The organism is Micromonospora sp. NPDC047707 (assembly GCF_040704235.1).
Taxonomy (GTDB): Bacteria; Actinomycetota; Actinomycetes; order Mycobacteriales; family Micromonosporaceae; genus Micromonospora.
This window is the reverse complement of the sequence record NZ_JBEYSU010000053.1, coordinates 1-19,189: the sequence shown is the minus strand read 5'-3', so window position 1 is coordinate 19,189 and position 19,189 is coordinate 1. Positions and strand designations below refer to the sequence as shown.

Genomic DNA, 19,189 nt, shown 5'->3' with positions numbered 1-19,189 from the left:
ATCCGCCGCTACATCATCTGGCGGAACAAGAACGCCGCCGACGAACGCCTACGCGAGGTCGTCAACAGGGCGAACGTTGCCTGATGCGGCACTAGCAGTAGGCCTCACTGCTCGGCCGACTGGCCACGTGCGCGCCCTCGGCCGCTCACCGGCGCGCCCTGGGCCTTGTCTACGACTCAACTGCCCAATGTCTCCGCGGTTCTCAGCATTGGACTCGTGCCGGCCGTCGCACACGAACTCATCGTTCAGCCGCACCTCCGCGACCCGTCCACACCGTTCGGTCGCCCAACTGACGCGGACGCTGAACGACGGCGAGACATGAACCATCGTGCAGGGCGGGCTGCACTCTATTCCCGCGCGAGAGAACGTCCTCCAACATGATCTACCCCTGAACGCCGACCTCGCCGGGTCGCCGTGGCAGTGGCATGCCGGGTACTCAGGGTTTCATCGATCGGGCCATGAGTGGCAGTCCCAGCCCGATTCACCGCGCCCGCTCTCTGATGAGGCGCTGACGCGCCACGATGCCCTGCGCACGTACACCGCAGATGTCAAATGCGCTGTGCATCAACGGATCCTGCCCACGCACGCCGAGCCTCGGCGTGCGGTGCGCCGCAGACAAGTGACGGCCAATGCGCATCCAAGGGCTGCAAGGGGTATCCCGGTGTCGCCGGCTGCATCGTCCGGGACCTCCTGCCAAGCCACCGGCGGAATCTGGTCGCTCGACAGTTCGTCGCCGATCGGCCGAATCGTCCGTGCTCGACCGGCAACACTCAGCATCGCCCCACAACACTGCTCGTGCGGGACGTGTTCACCCTGAGGGTTGGCTGGTCAACGCCGACCGTCTGCGCGCCGACCTCTCGTCGATGCTGTTCGGCATGGCCCGCCGGCAACACCGGTCCGCCCAGGGTAGTTGCACTCCGACCACGACGGCAACTACACGTCCCTTGCGTCCCGTCAGCAGCCTAATCCGGCCTGCTCGGCTCGGGAGACCCGGTTGGCGACTGCTACGACTACAGCATCGTTGCCGAGTTTGCGTTCAGGTCATGCGGCTCAAGCGCTTTGTGTAGTCCATCCTTCGGCTGATGTGCAGGGGCGCAGGACTGCAGAAGAGCAGGCTAAGGCGCTGACAGCGTCGTGCCGGCGTTGTGCCAGCGTGGTGTGAGCGGAGATCTCTATGGTTGCACGGCGGGGCAAGCGGTGTTCCGGGCGACCATTGGTGATGGCTGGATGGGGGCCTCGCGCTACTCAAGGCAGTTGCTTCGCAAAGGAGACGTAGCCATGACATGGAAAGTTACCCGTTACTCAACTGTGGGTTCTTGTAGCAGGGCGGCAAACGAGAAGGTTGAATTCGGCTTGGATGGTATTTCCTACGCCGTTCAGTTGACCGGCGAGGACGCTTTCGCCCTTCGGGAGGCGCTTACCACGTTCATCCATGCGGCTAGGCGGATCGAATGTGCATCCGAGTGAGATGCGGGAAGCGCGTCGTACGCTGATGCCCTCGTCGGCGACGTGGCGATGGGCCGGCGAAGGAGCGACCCGCGCAGCGGTCCAGCCCGGAGGCTGGTCGTCAGCTCGCGGTTGTCGTGTTCGATCCGCCAGCGGAAAATTGCCGTAGCGGACCAGCTCGATGTGGCTGGGGGCTTCACAGTCGGTACCAAATCGGCTCCGCTTGGTGGTCGGGTCACTCGGTGATCAACATTTGCTCGGGTCGGAGGCCGTGATACTGGGCGTCGTCGGTGCCCCACTTTGAAGTTCACAATCTGCTGGGGCTGGTGCAGATACAGCCGGGCCCGCGCCGGCCCCGGACCCGTTGCTGGCGGCAAGGAACCCTCCAGCATCTCGACGATGCTGCTTATCGGTGGCGCCGCTGATCTGGATCGAGCCGCCCCTCGGGCTTCCAATGCACGTCGGTTCACGCCTTGCCGTCACCGGCCGGTGCGACCTGCAGATGGCGAAGCATCGATTCAACCGCCGCCAGTTCGTCCTCCAGCCAGCTCACGCGCCTCTGCCAGAGTCCACAGATCGGCAGCGTCCAACTGACGATGCATCGTCTCGGGGCCTCGAGCGAAACCTGCGCCTGCAGTGCACGCTGACGAACACGCTGGTCACCGCCGTCGTGACGACCGTTTGTTGCGCCGGCGCTGCGACTCGGTGCGCGCGAGGAGCCGCGATGTGTAAGACACCGTTAGCATTCGGTCGCCATGAGGCACCTTAAGAGGGAATACCTATGGGCGAGTAAAGCTGAAGCAGTGGCCCGGCTGAGTCGTCTGCTAGGGCCGTGACAGCGCATCGGAATTATTCCCTAACCCAATCAAATTGTTGGCTTCACACCGAAGGATTGATCACTTCAATCGTGGCTAAAAGGTTGATCGCCTGCGTCTACATGCGGCGGCGGGTTAGAGAGGGGCAATGAGGCGTCAACGTGGCTTCGAGGTCATTATCAATCGAAAAAGGTCGGTATCGGAGTCCATCGACGTTGGCCGGAAAGTGCGCGCGGCCTTGCTGGGGGACCATAATCGCCGCGCTGGCGAGGACGCCATCTGTCGGGACGAGTCGACGACGCATTCCGGCAGGGGCGAATATGGGCAGAAGCAACCAGCGGCCGGATTCATCTCATCGGGTCGGCGCCACTCTGCGGTGGGAAGTTCGAGTCGCGGCACATTTGGCAAAACCAGCTGCCGACGTGACAAACGGCCCCGAGTCTTAGCACTAAGCGAGATGAAGCCTTCTCAGGCAGCAAGAGGAAAGGGTACGTTTTTCCTGCTAGGTGGCCTGGCATTCGTTGCTGCTTTCTGGGCTCTTACCAGTCTCCGCTTGTAGCGCAGTATTTCGTCGCCACCCCGGCAGCATCCACGGCGCAGCCGGAACGGGCGCCATATGTCAGTGCAACTCCTCGGCTGAGGCCGGCCTACTTGAGCGCTGGCCGGCCTCGAGCCTATTCCTTGATTGCTGGCTCACGAAAGTCCGAGCTTCTCCGCCAAGGGTGGTCCGACGTACGTGACCTCGTACTTTGCGTTGATCCGGTCTCGCTCGGCGGCGTCAGCGTCCTCCGCAAGGTGCTCATTTTCGGCGAAGAGCCCATGATACCCGCCTGGGGTCATGAGATTGATAACCTTGACCGGTAGCTGGTCCTTGCGGGTGTTGTCGAACGTGTGTGGAACGCCAGGCGGAATGGTAATGAAGTCCCCAGGACTAAGGTCTAGGATCTCCTCGCCGCACTGGACCGTCAGCACTCCCTCCAGGACATAAAACGTATCGTCCTGGTTGGCATGCCAGTGCAGTCCGGGCCCCGTCAGGTACTCAATGGTCATCTCGAAGAAGTCGAACCGGCCTGCGGTCTGGTCGCCAGTGGCCTTGAACAACGAAGGGCCTTGCCTGTAGAGCGTGCCTTCGGAGCTGCGGACGATGAGCGCTTCGTGTCCCATGATCAGAGCCTCTCCTATCTCTAATGGCCGACAGAGTCGGATTCGCCATACTTTGGCCACTTCCGTCCTAGATACGAGGTTGAGTACTGTCGAGTGCCGCAGGGTGTCGCGAGGCGGTTGTCGAGAAATCCCAAACGATGTCCGTTTACGCTTGTTTTGCTACTCCTTGCGAGAGGATTGGCTTGGCGCCTTCCAAGGGGGAAGTTGCGGACGACGCTCGTGCCAGTCGGTCGTCTGTTGAAAGCGATGCCCCACCGTCAAAAGGGTCCCGTCGCCCCAAGGGCGCCCGACAATTTGAAGACCAATGGGCAGGTTGTTGCGATCAAAACCGCAGGGCAGGGTGAGTGCAGGAAGACCGGCAATGTTGATCGGTACGGCGTATCGCGGCCCTGAGTCGGGGGCGAGTCGACGCCCAGCGGCGTCGATTTCCGGGGCAGTCCGTTCGCGAGCCGGCAGCGCGAGGAGGTCGACTCGCTTGAATATTTCCCGTAGCTCGTGGCGCAGCCGACCGGCGGTGCGCAGAGCGTCAACATAGTCGGGTGCGGGTGTGGCGAGTCCGGCTTCCAGACGCCTGCGAGTCTGGGGGACCAGGCGAACGTTCTCCTCATTCAGCAATGCCCGGTATTGTGCGGCGGCTTCGCAGCGCACCAGCACGTCGCCCGCCTCCACAGCGGCGTCCCACTCGGCAATGGTGACATCGGAGAGTTCGAGCCCAAGTTCCGCGAGGACTGCCAGGGCGTCTTCGACGGCCGTCGCCATGTCGGCGGGCAGCGATGTCCACAAATCGCGCAGGACACCGACTCGGAGTCCGCGAATGGAAGAGCGCAACCAGGCGGCATATTGGCTACCGTCCTTGTCCGCCGACGTGGGATCGTTCCGGTCGTAGCCGGCGATGACATCTAGTAGCAGGGCGCAATCGAGGGCAGAGCGCGCCATCGGGCCGATGTGATCTAGTGAGAGGGCCAGCGGCACCACTCCCCGCAGCGGGACGAGTCCATACGTTGGTTTGAGGCCTACTACGCCAGCCCAAGCGGACGGGTTGCGTATCGATCCCGTCGTATCGCTGCCGATGGCACCAGGTACGACTCCAGCGGCCAAGGCTGCGCCTGAACCCATACTTGAGCCACCAACGTAACGCTTAAGGTCCCACGGGTTACGCGTCGGACCGTAGTGGTAGGCGTCGACCGGCCCGTAGGCGAATTCAGGCAGATTAGTCTTTCCAAAGACTATTGCTCCTGCTGCACGAAGCCGGGCGACAACTGTGGCGTCCCGATCTGGAATGAAGCCGGTGAAGACCGTCGCGCCGGCAGTGGTCCTCTCTCCTTTTGTCCAGCAGGAGTCCTTCACAGCGACCGGGACACCGTGCAGCGGTCCCCGCACCACTCCGCGGGCCAACTCTGCCTCAGCCGCTCGTGCATCCTTCAAAATGCGCTCGGGAGAGAGTGAAATGAATGCATTCAGCTGAGGCTCAAGGCACTCATAACGGGCGAGAAGCGAGCGGCAAAGCTCGACCGGCGAGAGTTGCCGTCCCGCTAGGAGCGGGCCGAGCTGTGAGATGGCTAGGTAGCTTGGGTCGCATCCGACCCCAAGAGCGCGGCTGCTCTCGGCTTGACTCATTGAACGACCGCGATTGCGCTAATCTCGATCAACATATCCGGCGAGACCATTTTCGTTACCTCAACCATGGTCGATGCAGGCGGCGGGCTTCCAAAATACTCACGCCGGACCTTGTGAATTTGGTCGAATTGCTCAATATTGCGGACGTAAACGTCCACACGCACGATGTCGGCCAGGGTGCCGCCTGCCGCCTGCATTACCTCTCTCAAGTTTTCGCACACTTGCCGTGTTTGCGCCGCGATGTCGCCGACGCCCATCACCGAACCATCGGGTCGGCGAGCGGTCATACCCGAAACGAATATGAGCCTGCCACGCGCCTCGACGGTGATGGCCTGTGAGAAGTGACCGCTCGGTTGGCTTAGGTTGCCGGTGTGCACTTGCTGTTGATTCATACCGAAATCTCCTTCGGGTCCGCTCTTGCCTCCGGTCCCTGTCCGTCAACGCTGAAGCACGTCCTTCATGGGGCGCGGTATCAGTCATCCGCAACACTGTTTCTCAGGATGCCAACCTGGTCAATTTCGACCTCGACCTCGTCGCCCGGCCTCAGCCAGATGGGCGGTGTACGACGTGAACCCACACCGGCTGGTGTGCCGGTAACAATCACATCACCCGGCTGCAAGGTAGTGAAAGTCGAGATGTATGTGATGAGTCGTGGAATTGAAAATATCATCTGTTGCGTCGTCGCCTGCTGCACGACTTCGCCATTGAGCCGACAGGTGAGGGTAAGCGGCTCATTTGGCGGTATCTCGTCCGCCGTCACCATCCATGGCCCGAAGCCACCGGTCGACGCGAAATTCTTCCCTGCGGTGTACTGAAGTGTGTGCCGCTGCCACTCGCGCACAGAGCCGTCGTTGTAACAGCTGTAACCGGCGATGTGTCTCCAAGCTGCCGCTTGCGAAATACGTCGGCCCTGCTTACCGATGATGACCGCGATCTCTGCCTCGTAGTCCAATGTGTCCGATTCACAGGGTCGCAGGATCGCGCCGTTGTGGCCAACCTGTGATTCAGCGGTACGCAAGAACAGAGCAGGGTTGTCGGTAGCGCTAAGGCCCGCCTCGACCCGGTGGTCCTCGTAGTTCAGCCCGACACATACAATCTTTTCGGGATTAGGAATCACCGGCAACCAGGTTACGTCCGACACCTGATAGTCGGGCGAATCGTCAAGGTGAAGCCGGACGTCGTCCAGCCCACGGCCAGCGAGCAGCGCCTTCAGGTCGGGATGCCTTTTGTGGTAGCGACGGCCGAGGTCGATGATCCCTGTCGGCACTACGGCACCGTAGCTGACGATGTCGTTTATGCTAAAGGTGGCAAGCTTCATATCATCTGTCTTCCTAGGTTCGGCCCCGGTGGCCTTGTCCCGTCACTCGATGAAAACCACGAATTGGCAGAAATGGCGGGACCATTGCAGGCGTTGGGAGGAATCGGTCAACGGCGAGCTTCGCGCAACACTGCGGATGCATCCATCTCGTACTCACAGTCCGCGACCGGTGGACTCGCCACATGCCAGGTGAGACCCTCGGCACCCACGCCTTGTGCCATCAGCTCTCCGCGAACTAGTGGGCCCACGTCTCGCAGTGAGTAGACGTTCACAATGCGAGCGTCACTCCATTTTAATCCCAAGGCCCCGAGACGTCGCTCCTGTTCCATCCTGACGTAACGGATCTTTTCACGGAGGCCGTCGAGAGACGTGTCGCCGCGCCTCACAATGCGAGGATGGTACTCCTTGCCGTCTTCCGGCGCCTCAGCGCCACCCGTAATCACGAAATTGACGGGCGCTCCATTTGCGGGCACGGTGTAAGCGAAGGCGTGGAGTGAGGGCGAGGCGGGCTTGGCGGTCTCAGGGCAGACATTCGTTCGCGCAACGGGATTCACGCCGTTAGCGAAAAGACCCCAGCGCTCGAGAGTATGCACGTACTCCCGGTTGAACTCGTTGAAGGCGTGCTCACTGAACTGGCCTGGTGAGCGGAGTTCGCATGCGCAGAATGCCGTTGTCGGACGGCCGATCGACCTCAGGTGGGCTTCAACGGAGGCGAGGCCCTCTGCGAGTGGCAGTGGCCGCTGTAGCCGGACACGCTCGATGGCGAAACCAGGCTCCGCGGCTACGCCGCCAGAGTACTGGAAGACGCCGGTGAGGTAACGAAAGCCTCCAGCCTTGAAGACAGTTGTCCCGATTGTCATTACGGCATTGGCTCCTTCTGCTCTTTCTACGGATTCGCCCTGGCCATCCGGTGGCGTCGGAAGGCTTGGCTATTTGACATTTGCATAATTCGGGCTACTTCCAGGTGGCCGGCGATCGGCGATTGTCGTCCCCTGTCTCAATGCCTTGCCTGCGACCCCGTGGCCGGCGCGAGCGCCAATCCAGGAGGTAGAAGACGACAAAGAGTGCACCCGTTGCAATAAGATAGACGTACGACATGGCGTCCACTGGCGACGCCGGCGCGTTCACCAGACCGTTGACATATATCCATGCAACCGCCGTGGCGCCGAATGCGGCCGTCGTGACAATTCCGAGTCGGGCCCTACGCTCCCGCACTACGAGGACGATCGCTCCGACGCAGATGAGCGCCCATGGGATGACCCACATGTAGACGGTCAGCGTGGATATCGCGGGGAATACTTTGGTCAGTAGTTCGTCGGGATACAGCCACACCAGCACGAGTAGGGAGGCTAATGCGAGCGCGGACAGGCTGAGGATGGCACTGTCGGGACTCTTGAAACGCTTGTTGACGTGTGCCGCAGACTTGGGGAGCAGCCCGTCCGTTGCCAATGTTGCGACGAAGCGCGAGCCGTAGTTCACGAACGCGATCAGCGACGCCAGGTTGGCGATGGCGAGGATTAGGTCAGTTGCTGTCGCGAGTGGCGCGCCGAGACCCGCCTGCTCAACTAGGGCCGCAGCCGGCGAGCCACCTGCGTTAATCGCCTCAGCGCTGGCAAGCAGCGCTGGCACTTGCAGGACCGCCATCATCAGGTAAGCCGCGCCGAGAACAACGGGTATGCTCATGACGGCAACCGGAACGTTTCGCCTTGAATTGCGGGTTTCTGCCGCAAGTGCAGCGGAACTTTCGAAAGCCACTAGGAATACCGCGGCGGCCGCGACTCCCTGGAAGATGCCACTCACGGACGCGCCGTTGAGCGACAGTTGGGCTCCCAGATCTAGTCCGGTATTGATTGCGGCGGCGACCGATATATACAGCACGACCGGCACTGTGGCTACCGTGAGAATGACGGCAGTTCGAACGGACGCATCCAGCCCGCGGTACGCGAGCCCGGCAGCAAGGAGCATCGCGACTGTCGCGAGCACGGTCATGGATCCCGCGCTCAGCCCCCAGCCGAATCCGACGGCGATCAGGAAGCTCCCAGCGAAGGTGGCTGTCAGCATCAAAACACCGGCAATGAGCGCAACGTAGCCGAGCAGCAGACTCGCACCGACCAGGAGGCGCGCCCAGGGACCGAAAACGTAGGCGATGTATGAATACAATGAGCCTGTGACCACGTACCGCCGGGCGAATGTGATGACGGCGGCCCCGACGCAGCCAGTCGCCACAGCTGCCAGTAATGCACCCAGCCAACTGCCGTTACCGGCAGTAACAACCAGGAGAAAGGGCACCGTCGCTAGCGCAACTGCTGGTGTCTGAGAAGCAAGCGCTAGCCCGATGATTTGTCCATCGCTGAGGCGTGCCTCCAGCCCTGCTGCCTCATGATGATGTTCGTAGGCCGCCGCCACTGAGCTACTCTCGTTCATGTAGCTTGACAATGTCTGCTCCTTTAGCGGACGTGCGCGCTAGTTTGCAGGCACACCATTTGATGGGCATGATCAATCCGACAGGCGTTAAATTCCTGTGATCGGATCATGATTGGGCGTAATCGCCCGTGTTGTTAGCGATGTGAAACGGTCGGCAGTGAATTCAGATCGTCGTTGACCAGCGTTGCGCTCCACAAGCTCAAACCAGTTAGTTCTGTTCGCCCCCGAATGACAGCAGCGGGTGGCACGCCGAGCGTTTGTGTGCGCAATGCCCGCGTTGCTGAAAAGAGTCAGCATCAGGTCGGTCAAACCCGTACGCACTTTTGAGCGTGATCGACGTGGCGTTGCTACCTCAGGTCGCCGTGCGGTCTCGCATTCACTGGGTGTAATCTGCCGGTCCACAAGCCAAGTGCTGTCACCATCGATTGGGCAGGTCTATCCGTAATGTCGCTTTTGGGCACTTTCTCAACCCCCTCGAATCCGGCAGGTTCATCTATGCCGCTCGCCACAGGAAAGGTCGTTGTGGATGAAGCCCCATTGAGATGGATGGTACGGTGCCCGTAAGCTCCCGGTCGGTCATCGAGTAAGTGTCCTATCCCGGGAAACTGATGGGCTTATTTACAGTCCGCTTCGCGGACGAATTCGTTACGGCTGTCCGTTTTCTTGGTCAAGGTGGTGGTCTTGGTATTGGCGGTGCTGTCGTGATCGCCGATGTCGGCGCGCCCCGCCCGAGCCCACCTTCGGTTGGCGGTTGCCCGCGGACGACGCTGTGGCCAGCCAGGAAGCGCCTGCCGCTGCATCGCGGAACTGGCGCGCTTTCCTGACGGCGACCTTGGATTACGTCACTGTGGCGATCACATTCGTGTTGTCTGGCTGCGGGTCCCGCAGGCCAACCGGCACAGGCAGTGGCGTTCGTGAACGCGCATCCGGTCGAGGCCGCCATCTCGGCAGCGCCTCGAGGCAGGGGGCCCGAGCTAGCGGTGGGCTCGCAGCAGGCAGCGGCGGCGTCGACCTCCGGCATAGTCTTGCCCGTCTATCGATGCTTCGTGGTTGCGGCCTAATAGTGCGAGGGCGGTTATGGCGGGTAGCCGCGGTGGCGGTAGTGGCTGGTGCGGGGTTGGTGTTGGCGTCGTCGGCGCCAGTGTGATCAGGCCCAGATGCGGGCGGGGCAGGGCGGGGTGGTGAGGGTCAGGGACGCCGTGAGTCGGCGGATCTTCGGTACGTGTAGCCGATCATCATGTCCTCGCCGGGGTTGTTTTCCCTTTTGTGGTGAGGGTTTTTGGTGATGCTGCGTCGGGCGAGGAGCCAGTGCCCGCGTCCGGGTCGCCAGCAGATGCGTATCGGCATGCGGGCCCAGTCGTAGTCGCGGGGGCCGTGGGCGCCTGGGCCGGCGGACAACTGGCACCATGCCTGGGCGGGCAGGGCGGCGATGAGCTCGTCGGCGCGGCAGGCGCCCATCGTGGTGGTGATCATGTCGTCGTTGCGGCGGGTGGCCAGCACATAGCCCACGTCACGCTGCTCCAGCCACACCCGCAGGCGTTTGACCTGGCCGCAAGCCTCGTCGGCGGTGACCCACCCGACCGGCACCCCAGAATCCAAGGCCCGAGCCAGCATGGTCTTGGCGATCTGCGGCTTCGTCGCGAACTCAACCTCGTGAGGGATGCCGGCGGCGCGGCACCGCTGCCGGTCGTCGGTCCACACCGCGGGCAGATACAACTGCCGATGGATCAGCCCGTGACCCTTGACCGAGCGATAGGCCAGGAACACCCCGACCTGGCAGTTCCCCACCCGGCCAGCGGTGCCGGAGTACTGCCGGGCCACTCCCGCCGAACGGACGCCCTTCTTCAGAAAACCGGTGTCATCAACGATCAGCACACCCTGCGGTTCACCGAGGTGCTCGACAAGATAGTCCCGCACGTCATCACGGACCGCCTCGACATCCCAATCCGCCTACCGCAGCAACCACTGCATCCCCTCCGGCGACACCTCACCCGCACGCTCCGCCAAGGTCCAGCCGTTCTTCCGCTGCAGCCCCGCGGCCAGCCCACACAGGTACTGCCGCACCCGAGCCCGCAGCTCCGCCCGCCGAAACCGACCGCCGATCCGCGCATGCAACCGATCCAACTCAGCCACCCACGCATCGACCCCCGCCACGGCAGACATCATGCACTACACGACATCCATAACTGCCGTTGCAATACTAAGCATCTTGAATGGGCGGAGCGGTCTCGTCGCAGAGCCGACCTCCGGTTCCCCGGGGACCAACGCCGAAGCGGGCTGAGGTGCCGAGGGCAACGGCGGACGGGCCGATCGAACCAGCGTCACCGACGCTCCGATGGAATGCGCGCCGTGGCCGAACCGCCTAGCGCCCGGCGACGGCTTGATGGTGCGGGTTCAGACGACAATGTCGGCCCAGTCCGGGTAGCGCGCACTGAGGTGGCGTGCGTGTGCCAGCAGTGCCTCGCCGGTTCTGGTTAAACGTTCGGGTCGCCAGGCGATCCCGAACTCGCGCCAGGCGTTCGGCGCCTGGATGGGGACGTCGACGGTACGTGCTGCGGTGGCGGTATCTGCGGGAAGGATCGCGACGCCAAGGCCGCTGCCAACGTAGCCGCGAATGGTCGTGATGTCGTCGGCCTCTAGGGCGACGTGGGGGGTGAAACCGGCTGACGCGCAAAGGGCGTCGGCGCGGCGGCGCGCGTCGAAGCGCCGATCGAGGGCGAGCACGGGCTCGTCGCGGACATCACCGACGCTGGCCGAGTTGGCTGCGGCGAGCCGATGCCCGACGGGCACGACGAGTGCGAACGATTGTCGGCCGAGCCGTAGCCACTCGTAGGGGCCGACGGGGCGGGGAGCGATGATGGCGACGTCGATCGTGCCGTCGTCGATGCCGTGCACGAGTTCGCTGCTGGATCCCTCCCGATGCGCGACGACCGTTCTGGGGTCCTCGCGCAGGAACGAGGCGATTAGTTCGGCGACCACGGTAGGGCCGAGGGACTTGAGGAAGCCCAAGGTGAGTGAATTGGGGGTAGCCCGACCGCGAATGCGGTTCATGGCATCGTCAAGCAGGTGGATCGCTTCCGCCGCAGCGCCCGCCAGGGCCACGGCTTCCGGGGTCAGGCGCACGCCGCGCCCGTCCGGCTCCAACAGCGGAACACCGAGCTGTTGCTCCCAGCGGCGGATCGATCGACTTAGGGTGGGCTGGCTGATGCCGGTGCATGCCGCCGTTCGAGTGATATGTGGGTCGTCAGCGAGTGCGGCGAGCTGGGCGAGAGCCGGGGCGAGCACGCGATGCGCAGCCATTTCATTCAACACAGCATCAATCTAGCGCGAGGCCTGTTGTCGACGACAAGGCGACGAACGAGGCTTGTCGGCGTAGCAGAGACAGCGGGGCTGCTGGGCCCGGGTGACGGGGGAGAGCTGATGGTTACGCAGCAGCGGGTGTGGACCGGGCGCAGCGACCGTAAGCGGAAGCGGTTGGAGGCGGCGTCTGGGCTGGCGCAGGGTCGCGTCGTCTCCGCCGAGCGGATCGTTGAACTGCTGGAAGCCGTGATCGGGCCGGGTGAGCGGGTGGCATTGGAGGGTAATAACCAGAAGCAGGCAGACTTTCTGGCTCGCTCGCTGGCCGCGGTTGATCCGATTCGAGTGCACGAATTGCATATGCTCATCTCCTCGATCTCGCGATCAGAGCATCTGGACCTGTTCGAGAAGGGCATCGCCTCCCGGATCGACTTTTCCTACGCGGGGCCACAATCCGCCCGCGTTGCCGCGCTGTTGGCAGACGGGACGATGGCGGTCGGCGCGATCCACACTTATCTGGAGCTGTACGCCCGCATGTTCGTGGACCTGATCCCCGACGTGGCGTTGGTCGCGGCGGATAAGGCCGACGCTGCGGGGAACCTGTACACCGGGCCGAATACTGAGGATACGCCGGCTATCGTGGAGGCGACGGCGTTTCGCAGCGGCGTTGTCATCGCTCAGGTCAACGAACTGGTCAGCGAGGGCAGGCTGCCACGGGTGGATATTCCGGGCGACTGGGTTGACTTCGTGGTGGCCGCGGATAGGCCTTGCCAGATCGAGCCCTTGTTCACCCGTGACCCCCGCAAGATCACCGATGTGCACGTCCTGCTGGCCATGATGGCCATACGCGGGATCTACGAGCGCCATCAGGTGACCTCGCTCAACCACGGGATTGGGTACGACACTGCGGCGATAGAGCTGTTGCTGCCGACCTACGGTGAGCATTTGGGCCTACGCGGCAGGGTCGCCCGGAACTTCGTGCTCAACCCACATCCCACTCTAATCCCAGCGATCGAAAGTGGTTGGGTCGACAGCATCGCCTCGTTCGGCGGGGAGGTGGGCATGGAACGGTACGTAGCCGCGCGCCCGGATATCTTCGCGGTCGGCCGTGACGGATCGCTGCGCTCCAATCGGATGGTCGCGCAGGCGGCCGGCCTTTACGCCACTGACATGTTCATTGGCTCGACGCTGCAAATTGACGCTGTGGCGAACTCCTCAACGGTGACCGACGGTCGGCTGTCCGGATTCGGCGGGGCCCCGAATCTCGGCAACGATCCGCACGGGCGGCGTCACAGCACGCCCGCGTGGCTGAGTACCACATGGGCAACCGGTGATCTCGGGATCCACCGTGGCCGCAAGCTCGTGGTGCAGATCGCGGAGAGCTACGGCGTCGGTGGCCGACCCAAATATGTGGAGCGCCTGGACGCCGTTGCGGTCGGGCAGAAGGCCGGTATGCCGCTGGCTCCCGTGATGATCTATGGCGATGACGTGACCCACGTCGTCAGCGAGGAAGGTGTGGCGTACCTTTACAAGGCCCGCGATCTCGAGGAGCGCCGTCAAGCCGTCGCCGCTTTGGCTGGGGCGGGTCCGTTGGGACAGTCGTCGACCGCCGGGCAACGGGAGGCGTTGCGCCGCGACGGCATCCTCGCCACGCCCGAAGACCTGGGGGTGCGGCGTGCGGACGCGCGCCGGTCGATGCTGGCCGCGCGCAGCATCGAGGACCTCGTTACCTGGTCCGACGACCTGTACGACCCGCCGTCGCGGTTCCGCGGCTGGTGACGGCCGTGCTGTCGGCACCCACGGTCGCCTTGGACGGCCGCATCAGGAGTCTGAGCGACGATGAACTGGCGGGTGTAGCTGTGAAGGCGCTGCTCGACGAGGCGGTGCTGACACCGAAGCCAGGTTTGGTTGACTTGCGTGGTCGGGGCGCTCACCGGGACATGGACGCCGCCATGATAATCGTTTCGGCGCTTAATCTGCGTGACACGTTTCGGCGGCTGGCAAAGGCCGGGAGATCTGCGTTGGCCGGAGCAAAGCTGCGCGCTGAGCTGGGCCGCATCGGCCGCGACGGCGAGAAGGCGATGTTTCGGGTAACCGGCGGCGTCAACACTCATCGCGGCGCCATCTGGGCTCTCGGACTCACCGTCGCCGCCGCAGCACGACAAGGACCGAGTACGCCCCGCGAGCTGCTACGCGAGGTAGCCACAATCGCCGCGTACGACGACCCGGCCGCCTTCGCCGAGCCCACCAAGGGCCGCATCGTGCGCGCCCGTTACCACGTCACTGGCGCCGTCGGCGAGGCCCGAGCCGGATTCCCGCATGCACTAGCGGCGCTTGACACCCTGACCCGCACCCGTGACAGAGGTAGCAGCGAAACGGATGCCCGGCTCGGCGCGCTGCTGACGTCAATCGCCGGACTTGAGGACACATGCTTGCTGGGTCGTGGCGGGCCTCCCGCGCTCGCGTTCGCCCGCGATGGCGCCGCCGCGGTCCTACGTGCTGGCGGCGCGGCGAGTCCGGCTGGGAGGCTCGCACTCGCGCAGTTCGACCATGACCTCGTTCACCACGGCCTCTCGCCGGGCGGCAGCGCCGACATGCTCGCCTTGGCTCTTCTCCTCGACAGGGTGACCTCACAGGCCCGTAGCACCGGAACGGACGACTGATGCAATCGCTGACCTTCGTTTACGACGCTGACATGGTTCTCGACCGGCCCATTCACGTCGGTGTCGTCGCCTCCGGCGACCTGGAGATTGTGATCATTCCCGAACCTGATCGGCTGTCGGCGACTGTTGCGTTGCGCACCAGTGTTGACGGATTCGATGCCATCTGGGAGCGGGTGTTGGACCGGTTCTTCAAGCAGGGCGCATTCCGGGCTCGCTACCAGATCAACGACTTCGGCGCCACGCCCGGCCTGGTGTCCCTACGCCTCGCCCAGGCACGCGAGCTCGCCGTTGCCGCGTCCGAATCGGAGGCGGCCCAATGAGCACGACTATCCGTGTTGCCTTTACCGAGCTGCGCGCCCGCGAGCGCGTCGCGGCGGTGCTGGACGCAGGCTCGTTCCGCGAAATCCTCGGCCCCTTCGATCTGGTGGAGTCGCCGCACCTACCAATGCAGGGCATAGTTCCGCAAAGCGACGATGGTGCCGTGATTGGACGAGGCGCCATCGACGGCGTCAGCGCCGTCGTCGTCGCGCTCGACGGCGCCTTCCAAGGCGGCGGCGTCGGGGAGGTCTCAGGCGCAAAGGTCGCCGCCGCCCTTGAACAGGCAATCAATGACAACCACAAGGGAATTCCCACTCGTGTCGTGCTGCTGCTTGACACGGGCGGCATCCGTCTGCAGGAGGCCAACCTCGGTCTTTTGGCCATCGCGGAGATCCACGCGGCCATGGTTTCCCTGACCGCGTGCGGGCCTGTCGTGGGCATCGTGCCCGGCACCGTCGGATGCTTTGGCGGTATGGGCATCGCCGCTGGACTCACCAGTCATCTGATCATGACGCGGGGCGGCCGGCTCGGCCTCAACGGGCCGGAGGTCATCGAAACCGAAGCCGGTATCGACGAATTTGACGCCACAGACCGGGCGGCAGTCTGGGCGATGATCGGCGGCGCGCAGCGTTTCGCTACTAAACAGGCCGAGATCCTCGTCAACGACGACGTCCAAGAGATAGCTGCCGCCGTCCGTGGCGTGTGGCGTGTGCCGTATGACGCCAGGCCGTTACGTGCCGAACGGATCGATCGAGCACGGCGACTGCTCGCGGCGTTCGATCCTGCCACCCGACCCTCACCCGACGCCCTGCGAAACCTTGTCGACGAGGAGACGATATGCTGACCCAGCCGCACTTCGGAGCCGTCTGGTTCGACGCCCTGGCCGACGGACTGCACACTGGACAGCCCGCGATCCCTGAGTCGGTGCGGGTCGGCACTCTGCGGCTCGGCGCCGAGCGGGCGCTGTTGCTCGCCGTCGTTCCCGACCCGCAGGCCCGGTTCCCGCGCGCCCGGTCCGGCGAGGTCGGCCTCGAGGAAGGCTGGGCAGTCGCAGACGTGGTCCGCCAGATACTCCAGCAGGATCGCAAGGTCGAACGACCCCGGCCGATTGTTGTCCTCGTGGACGTGCCGAGTCAGGCGTACGGATACGTCGAGGAACTCGCCGGCATTCACCAGTCGCTGGCCGGGGCGGTCCACGCCCTGGCGACTGCCCGCCTGTCCGGGCATCCGGTTGTTGCCCTGGTGGTCGGCCAGGCCATCTCCGGCGCGTTCCTGGCCATCGGTCTGCAGGCCAACCGCATCGTCGTACTGGATCACGACGGCGTCGTCGTACAAGTGATGTCCAAGCCATCGGCCGCTCGGATCACCCGCCGCTCCATCGAGGAGCTTGACGCGATGGCGCGGCTCGTACCCGCCACCGCGTACGACGGCGCGTCGTTCGCCGCCCTAGGCGCCGTTCACCACACGGCGCCGGTCGAACGGCCCGCCCAACCCGGTCTCGAGGACATCCTTCGGGTCCGTGCCGCCGTCGCCGACGCGGTCGCCTCAGCGCGACAAGGACCGCCTGATTTGCGGGCGCGCCTCGAGTCGCCCGAAGCCCTTACGAACCGTGAGGCATCCATCCGCGTCCGACGCCTCGTCGCCCAGGCTTGGAATCAATGACTAGTTCTGCTCCCGTCGCACATGACCTGTTCCTGCTGGCTGACCGGACCGCCCTGACGGCGCCGGATGGCGCAGCGTTGGACCCCAGTGCGACGGTCGCAGCCGCCGCAACGGTCAGCGGCGCCGCCGGAGCCTGGGTGGTAGTGCGACGCGCCACCGTGCGATCCGGCTGGATCCCGGTCGGCATCCGCGGCCCGAAGCGATCTGACCGGTTCGCCGCCGAAGTCCCGGCCGACACGCTCCTGCGCGCCGTCTCTCCCGCCGATGTCCCGAGGACGCCCGTGCCACAGCGGGCGTCGCTGCCGGCGTTCCGGGCGCTGCGCGCGTTCGGCAGGATCGCCGCTGCTGTCTTTCCTGGGCTTGCCTGGGGCCCGGTCGGCAGCGTGGGCTACGAACTCGTGACCGGCAGACCGGCCGTCACAGCCACCAGCGACCTCGACGTTGTGCTCATCGCCGATGAGCCTCTCCACCGTCCCGACGTGCACCGAGGCATCGAGGCCGCCGCGTGGCTGGCAGCCCGCGTCGACTTGCAGGTACGAACTCCAGGCGGAGGATTTGCGCTCGCCGAATGGGCACGCGAGCCGGGTGGCGTGCCAATCGTTTTGCGTACCGATCGCGGTCCGCTGCTCACGACCAATCCGTGGTCCGTGTTATGACCGGCACAGCGATGCTGTTTCCCGGGCAGGGCGAGCAACGACCGGGCATGCTGCACCGCCTACCGGGCGACACCGACGACGTGCTGGCAGAAGCCGCCGACACTCTCGGTGAGGAGCCGTTGGAGTTGGATACCGAAAGTGTGCTGGCTGGCACGAGAGGAGCCCAGCTCGCCTTGCTGATCGCCGGCACCGCCTGGTACAGGGCAGCGGAGCGGCGCGGCCTGGAAGCGGATCACCTCGCCGGGCATTCGGTCGGGCTGTGGACTGCCGCCGTCGCCGCACGAGCCCTTGACTTCGCCGAATCCCTAAGGTTGGTCAACCTGCGTGCCACGGCTATGCATGCGGCAAGCCCTCGCCATGCGGGCATGATCGTCGTCGACGGACCGGGGCATCCAGAAGTGGTCGCGGCCGCCGTCGCGGTACGTGAAGCTGGTCACCAGGTTTGGCCCAGCAACGTCAACTCACCGACCCAGGCTACTGCATCCGGTACCGACGATGGACTGCGCGCGTTAACTGATCGCCTAGCTGCGACCGGAGCGCGGGTCCGGCGACTGGCAGTAACTGTGCCCGCCCACTGCCCCCTCATGACGCCCGCCGCCGAATGCGTGCGGGACGCTCTGCGAACAGTGCCCGTGCGCCCGCCCGCACTGCCGATCGCCGGCAACATGACCGGGCAGACCATCTTCACCGCGGACAAGCTGCGGCGGGAGCTCGCTGACAGCATTGAGCATGGCGTCCGTTGGGACCTGGCCACCGCGATCCTTGCCGAACGGGGCGTCAACCGTTGGATCCAGATCGCACCAGGCCGCGCCCTGATCAGGTTAGTCCCCTCCGGCGCTGCCTACGCGATGGCCGATGTGGGCTTAGACCAACTGATCCGCCGACTCGTGCCGGCCACCGAATCGGAGAAGAAGCAGCAGCAAGCCTAGGCGTTGGCGCCAACCGCCAGCGCGCTGTAACCGGTCACACTCATCAGTCAGCGCCCCTGTCCCCACCCGGAGCCGAATTCGGTGAGGACTGGCGTTCGCTGACAGGTATGCCAGTGCGCATTACCAGCAGCACTGGTCTGGCAAGGCACAGGGGATGTCGCCGGACTGGTTGCACACCGATGACGGCGTCCAAGCTGAAATCGGGCGATCAGGCAACGAACTGCGGCTCGGTCCAGCATCCCTCACGAATCCGGGCCGGGCTCGTTACGGCCACGCCCGGATGGCATTGTGTAACACAGCACACTAGTGCCGCGTCAGAGAACCTTTGCCCTGTCACGGCGTGACGCGCCGCGGGGATGCTGGCCCGGATGGCGCGGTGTCGCCAGGCTGTCCGGGTGGCAGAGCGAGTCCGGGTGCGCGAGGTCGATGACGACGAGGGGCAGCGGCTGCGGCGGATCGTCCGTAGAGGTACTGGTTCGGTGGTGACGTGGCGGCGTGCGCAGATGGTGTTGTTGTCCGCGCAGGGCATGTCGGTGGGGAAGATCGCTGAGGTGACGTTCACCAGCGCGGATCGGGTCCGGGATGTGATCCACAATTTCAACGCCGACGGCTTCGACTCGCTCTACCCGAAGTACAAGGGCGGCCGGCCGAGAACGTTCACCCTGCCCGAACGCCGGGAGATCAAGAAGATCGCCAAGTCCAAGCCGCCCGAGCATGGGTTGCCGTTCTCGACCTGGAGCCTGGCCAAGCTGGCCGACTTCCTGGTCGCTGAGGGGGTGGTCGACGACATCAGCCACGAGGGCCTGCGGGTCCTGCTCCGCGAGGAAGGCGTGTCATTTCAACGGATGAAGACCTGGAAGACCTCCCGCGACCCGGACTA

General features: G+C 64.2%; 16 protein-coding genes and 1 pseudogene. 9 read left to right on the top strand and 8 right to left on the bottom strand.

Translation table 11 applies throughout. The features are described from left to right. The first annotated feature begins 1,227 nt into the window (after positions 1-1,227). Positions 1,228-1,467, top strand: a complete 240-nt coding sequence (locus AB0873_RS29790) for a histone-like nucleoid-structuring protein Lsr2 (RefSeq protein ID WP_366603890.1) — start codon at positions 1,228-1,230, stop codon at positions 1,465-1,467. 1,487 nt (positions 1,468-2,954) lie between these two features. Here AB0873_RS29790 and AB0873_RS29785 read toward each other — a convergent pair. The 8 genes and pseudogenes from AB0873_RS29785 to AB0873_RS29750 all read right to left on the bottom strand — a co-directional run bounded on the left by AB0873_RS29785 (position 2,955) and on the right by AB0873_RS29750 (position 12,096). Further along, positions 2,955-3,425 carry a cupin domain-containing protein gene (locus AB0873_RS29785; RefSeq protein ID WP_366603888.1) on the bottom strand — a complete coding sequence of 157 codons (471 nt, stop codon included), beginning with the start codon at positions 3,423-3,425 and terminating at the stop codon, positions 2,955-2,957. A 159-nt stretch (positions 3,426-3,584) separates the two neighbouring features. Then, positions 3,585-5,042 (bottom strand): amidase, encoded by a 1,458-nt coding sequence (locus tag AB0873_RS29780; RefSeq protein ID WP_366603885.1) that lies wholly within the window; start codon positions 5,040-5,042, stop codon positions 3,585-3,587. Beyond that, a complete protein-coding gene (locus AB0873_RS29775) occupies positions 5,039-5,434 on the bottom strand; it encodes a RidA family protein (protein WP_366603883.1) in 396 nt (131 codons plus the stop codon). Before AB0873_RS29775 ends, AB0873_RS29780 begins: the two co-directional genes overlap by 4 nt. A gap of 80 nt (positions 5,435-5,514) precedes the next feature. Further along, complete coding sequence (locus AB0873_RS29770) at positions 5,515-6,360, bottom strand: fumarylacetoacetate hydrolase family protein (RefSeq protein WP_366603881.1); 846 nt, start codon at positions 6,358-6,360, stop codon at positions 5,515-5,517. A gap of 107 nt (positions 6,361-6,467) precedes the next feature. Further along, positions 6,468-7,220, bottom strand: coding sequence for a hypothetical protein (locus tag AB0873_RS29765; protein WP_366603879.1), 753 nt, complete (start codon positions 7,218-7,220; stop codon positions 6,468-6,470). A 94-nt stretch (positions 7,221-7,314) separates the two neighbouring features. Continuing rightward, positions 7,315-8,796, bottom strand: coding sequence for an APC family permease (locus tag AB0873_RS29760; RefSeq protein ID WP_366603877.1), 1,482 nt, complete (start codon positions 8,794-8,796; stop codon positions 7,315-7,317). A gap of 1,269 nt (positions 8,797-10,065) precedes the next feature. After that, a pseudogene (locus tag AB0873_RS29755) lies at positions 10,066-10,947 on the bottom strand (IS701 family transposase); the annotation flags it as partial. Positions 10,948-11,178: 231 nt separating this feature from the next. Continuing rightward, positions 11,179-12,096 carry a LysR family transcriptional regulator gene (locus AB0873_RS29750; protein WP_366603876.1) on the bottom strand — a complete coding sequence of 306 codons (918 nt, stop codon included), beginning with the start codon at positions 12,094-12,096 and terminating at the stop codon, positions 11,179-11,181. Between the two features lie 108 nt (positions 12,097-12,204). Between AB0873_RS29750 and mdcA the strand changes: the two genes are divergently transcribed. The 8 genes from mdcA to AB0873_RS29710 all read left to right on the top strand — a co-directional run. Then, positions 12,205-13,860, top strand: coding sequence for a malonate decarboxylase subunit alpha (gene mdcA / locus AB0873_RS29745; protein ID WP_366603874.1), 1,656 nt, complete (start codon positions 12,205-12,207; stop codon positions 13,858-13,860). Beyond that, complete coding sequence (locus AB0873_RS29740) at positions 13,857-14,744, top strand: triphosphoribosyl-dephospho-CoA synthase (protein ID WP_366603872.1); 888 nt, start codon at positions 13,857-13,859, stop codon at positions 14,742-14,744. Before mdcA ends, AB0873_RS29740 begins: the two co-directional genes overlap by 4 nt. After that, positions 14,744-15,064: a malonate decarboxylase acyl carrier protein gene (mdcC, locus tag AB0873_RS29735; protein WP_366603870.1), complete on the top strand. Its 321-nt coding sequence runs from the start codon at positions 14,744-14,746 to the stop codon at positions 15,062-15,064. Before AB0873_RS29740 ends, mdcC begins: the two co-directional genes overlap by 1 nt. After that, positions 15,061-15,906, top strand: coding sequence for a biotin-independent malonate decarboxylase subunit beta (locus AB0873_RS29730; protein WP_366603868.1), 846 nt, complete (start codon positions 15,061-15,063; stop codon positions 15,904-15,906). Before mdcC ends, AB0873_RS29730 begins: the two co-directional genes overlap by 4 nt. Beyond that, positions 15,900-16,724, top strand: coding sequence for a biotin-independent malonate decarboxylase subunit gamma (mdcE, locus tag AB0873_RS29725; RefSeq protein ID WP_366603866.1), 825 nt, complete (start codon positions 15,900-15,902; stop codon positions 16,722-16,724). Before AB0873_RS29730 ends, mdcE begins: the two co-directional genes overlap by 7 nt. After that, the gene (locus tag AB0873_RS29720; RefSeq protein ID WP_366603864.1) at positions 16,721-17,380 is read left to right on the top strand and encodes a malonate decarboxylase holo-ACP synthase; all 660 of its coding nucleotides are present in this window, start codon (positions 16,721-16,723) and stop codon (positions 17,378-17,380) included. Before mdcE ends, AB0873_RS29720 begins: the two co-directional genes overlap by 4 nt. Next, positions 17,377-18,309: an acyltransferase domain-containing protein gene (locus AB0873_RS29715; RefSeq protein WP_366603862.1), complete on the top strand. Its 933-nt coding sequence runs from the start codon at positions 17,377-17,379 to the stop codon at positions 18,307-18,309. The genes AB0873_RS29720 and AB0873_RS29715 overlap by 4 nt, the downstream gene beginning before the upstream one ends. A gap of 395 nt (positions 18,310-18,704) precedes the next feature. Then, positions 18,705-19,189: helix-turn-helix domain-containing protein (locus tag AB0873_RS29710; protein ID WP_366603860.1), on the top strand; the 485-nt coding region annotated here is incomplete at its 3' end.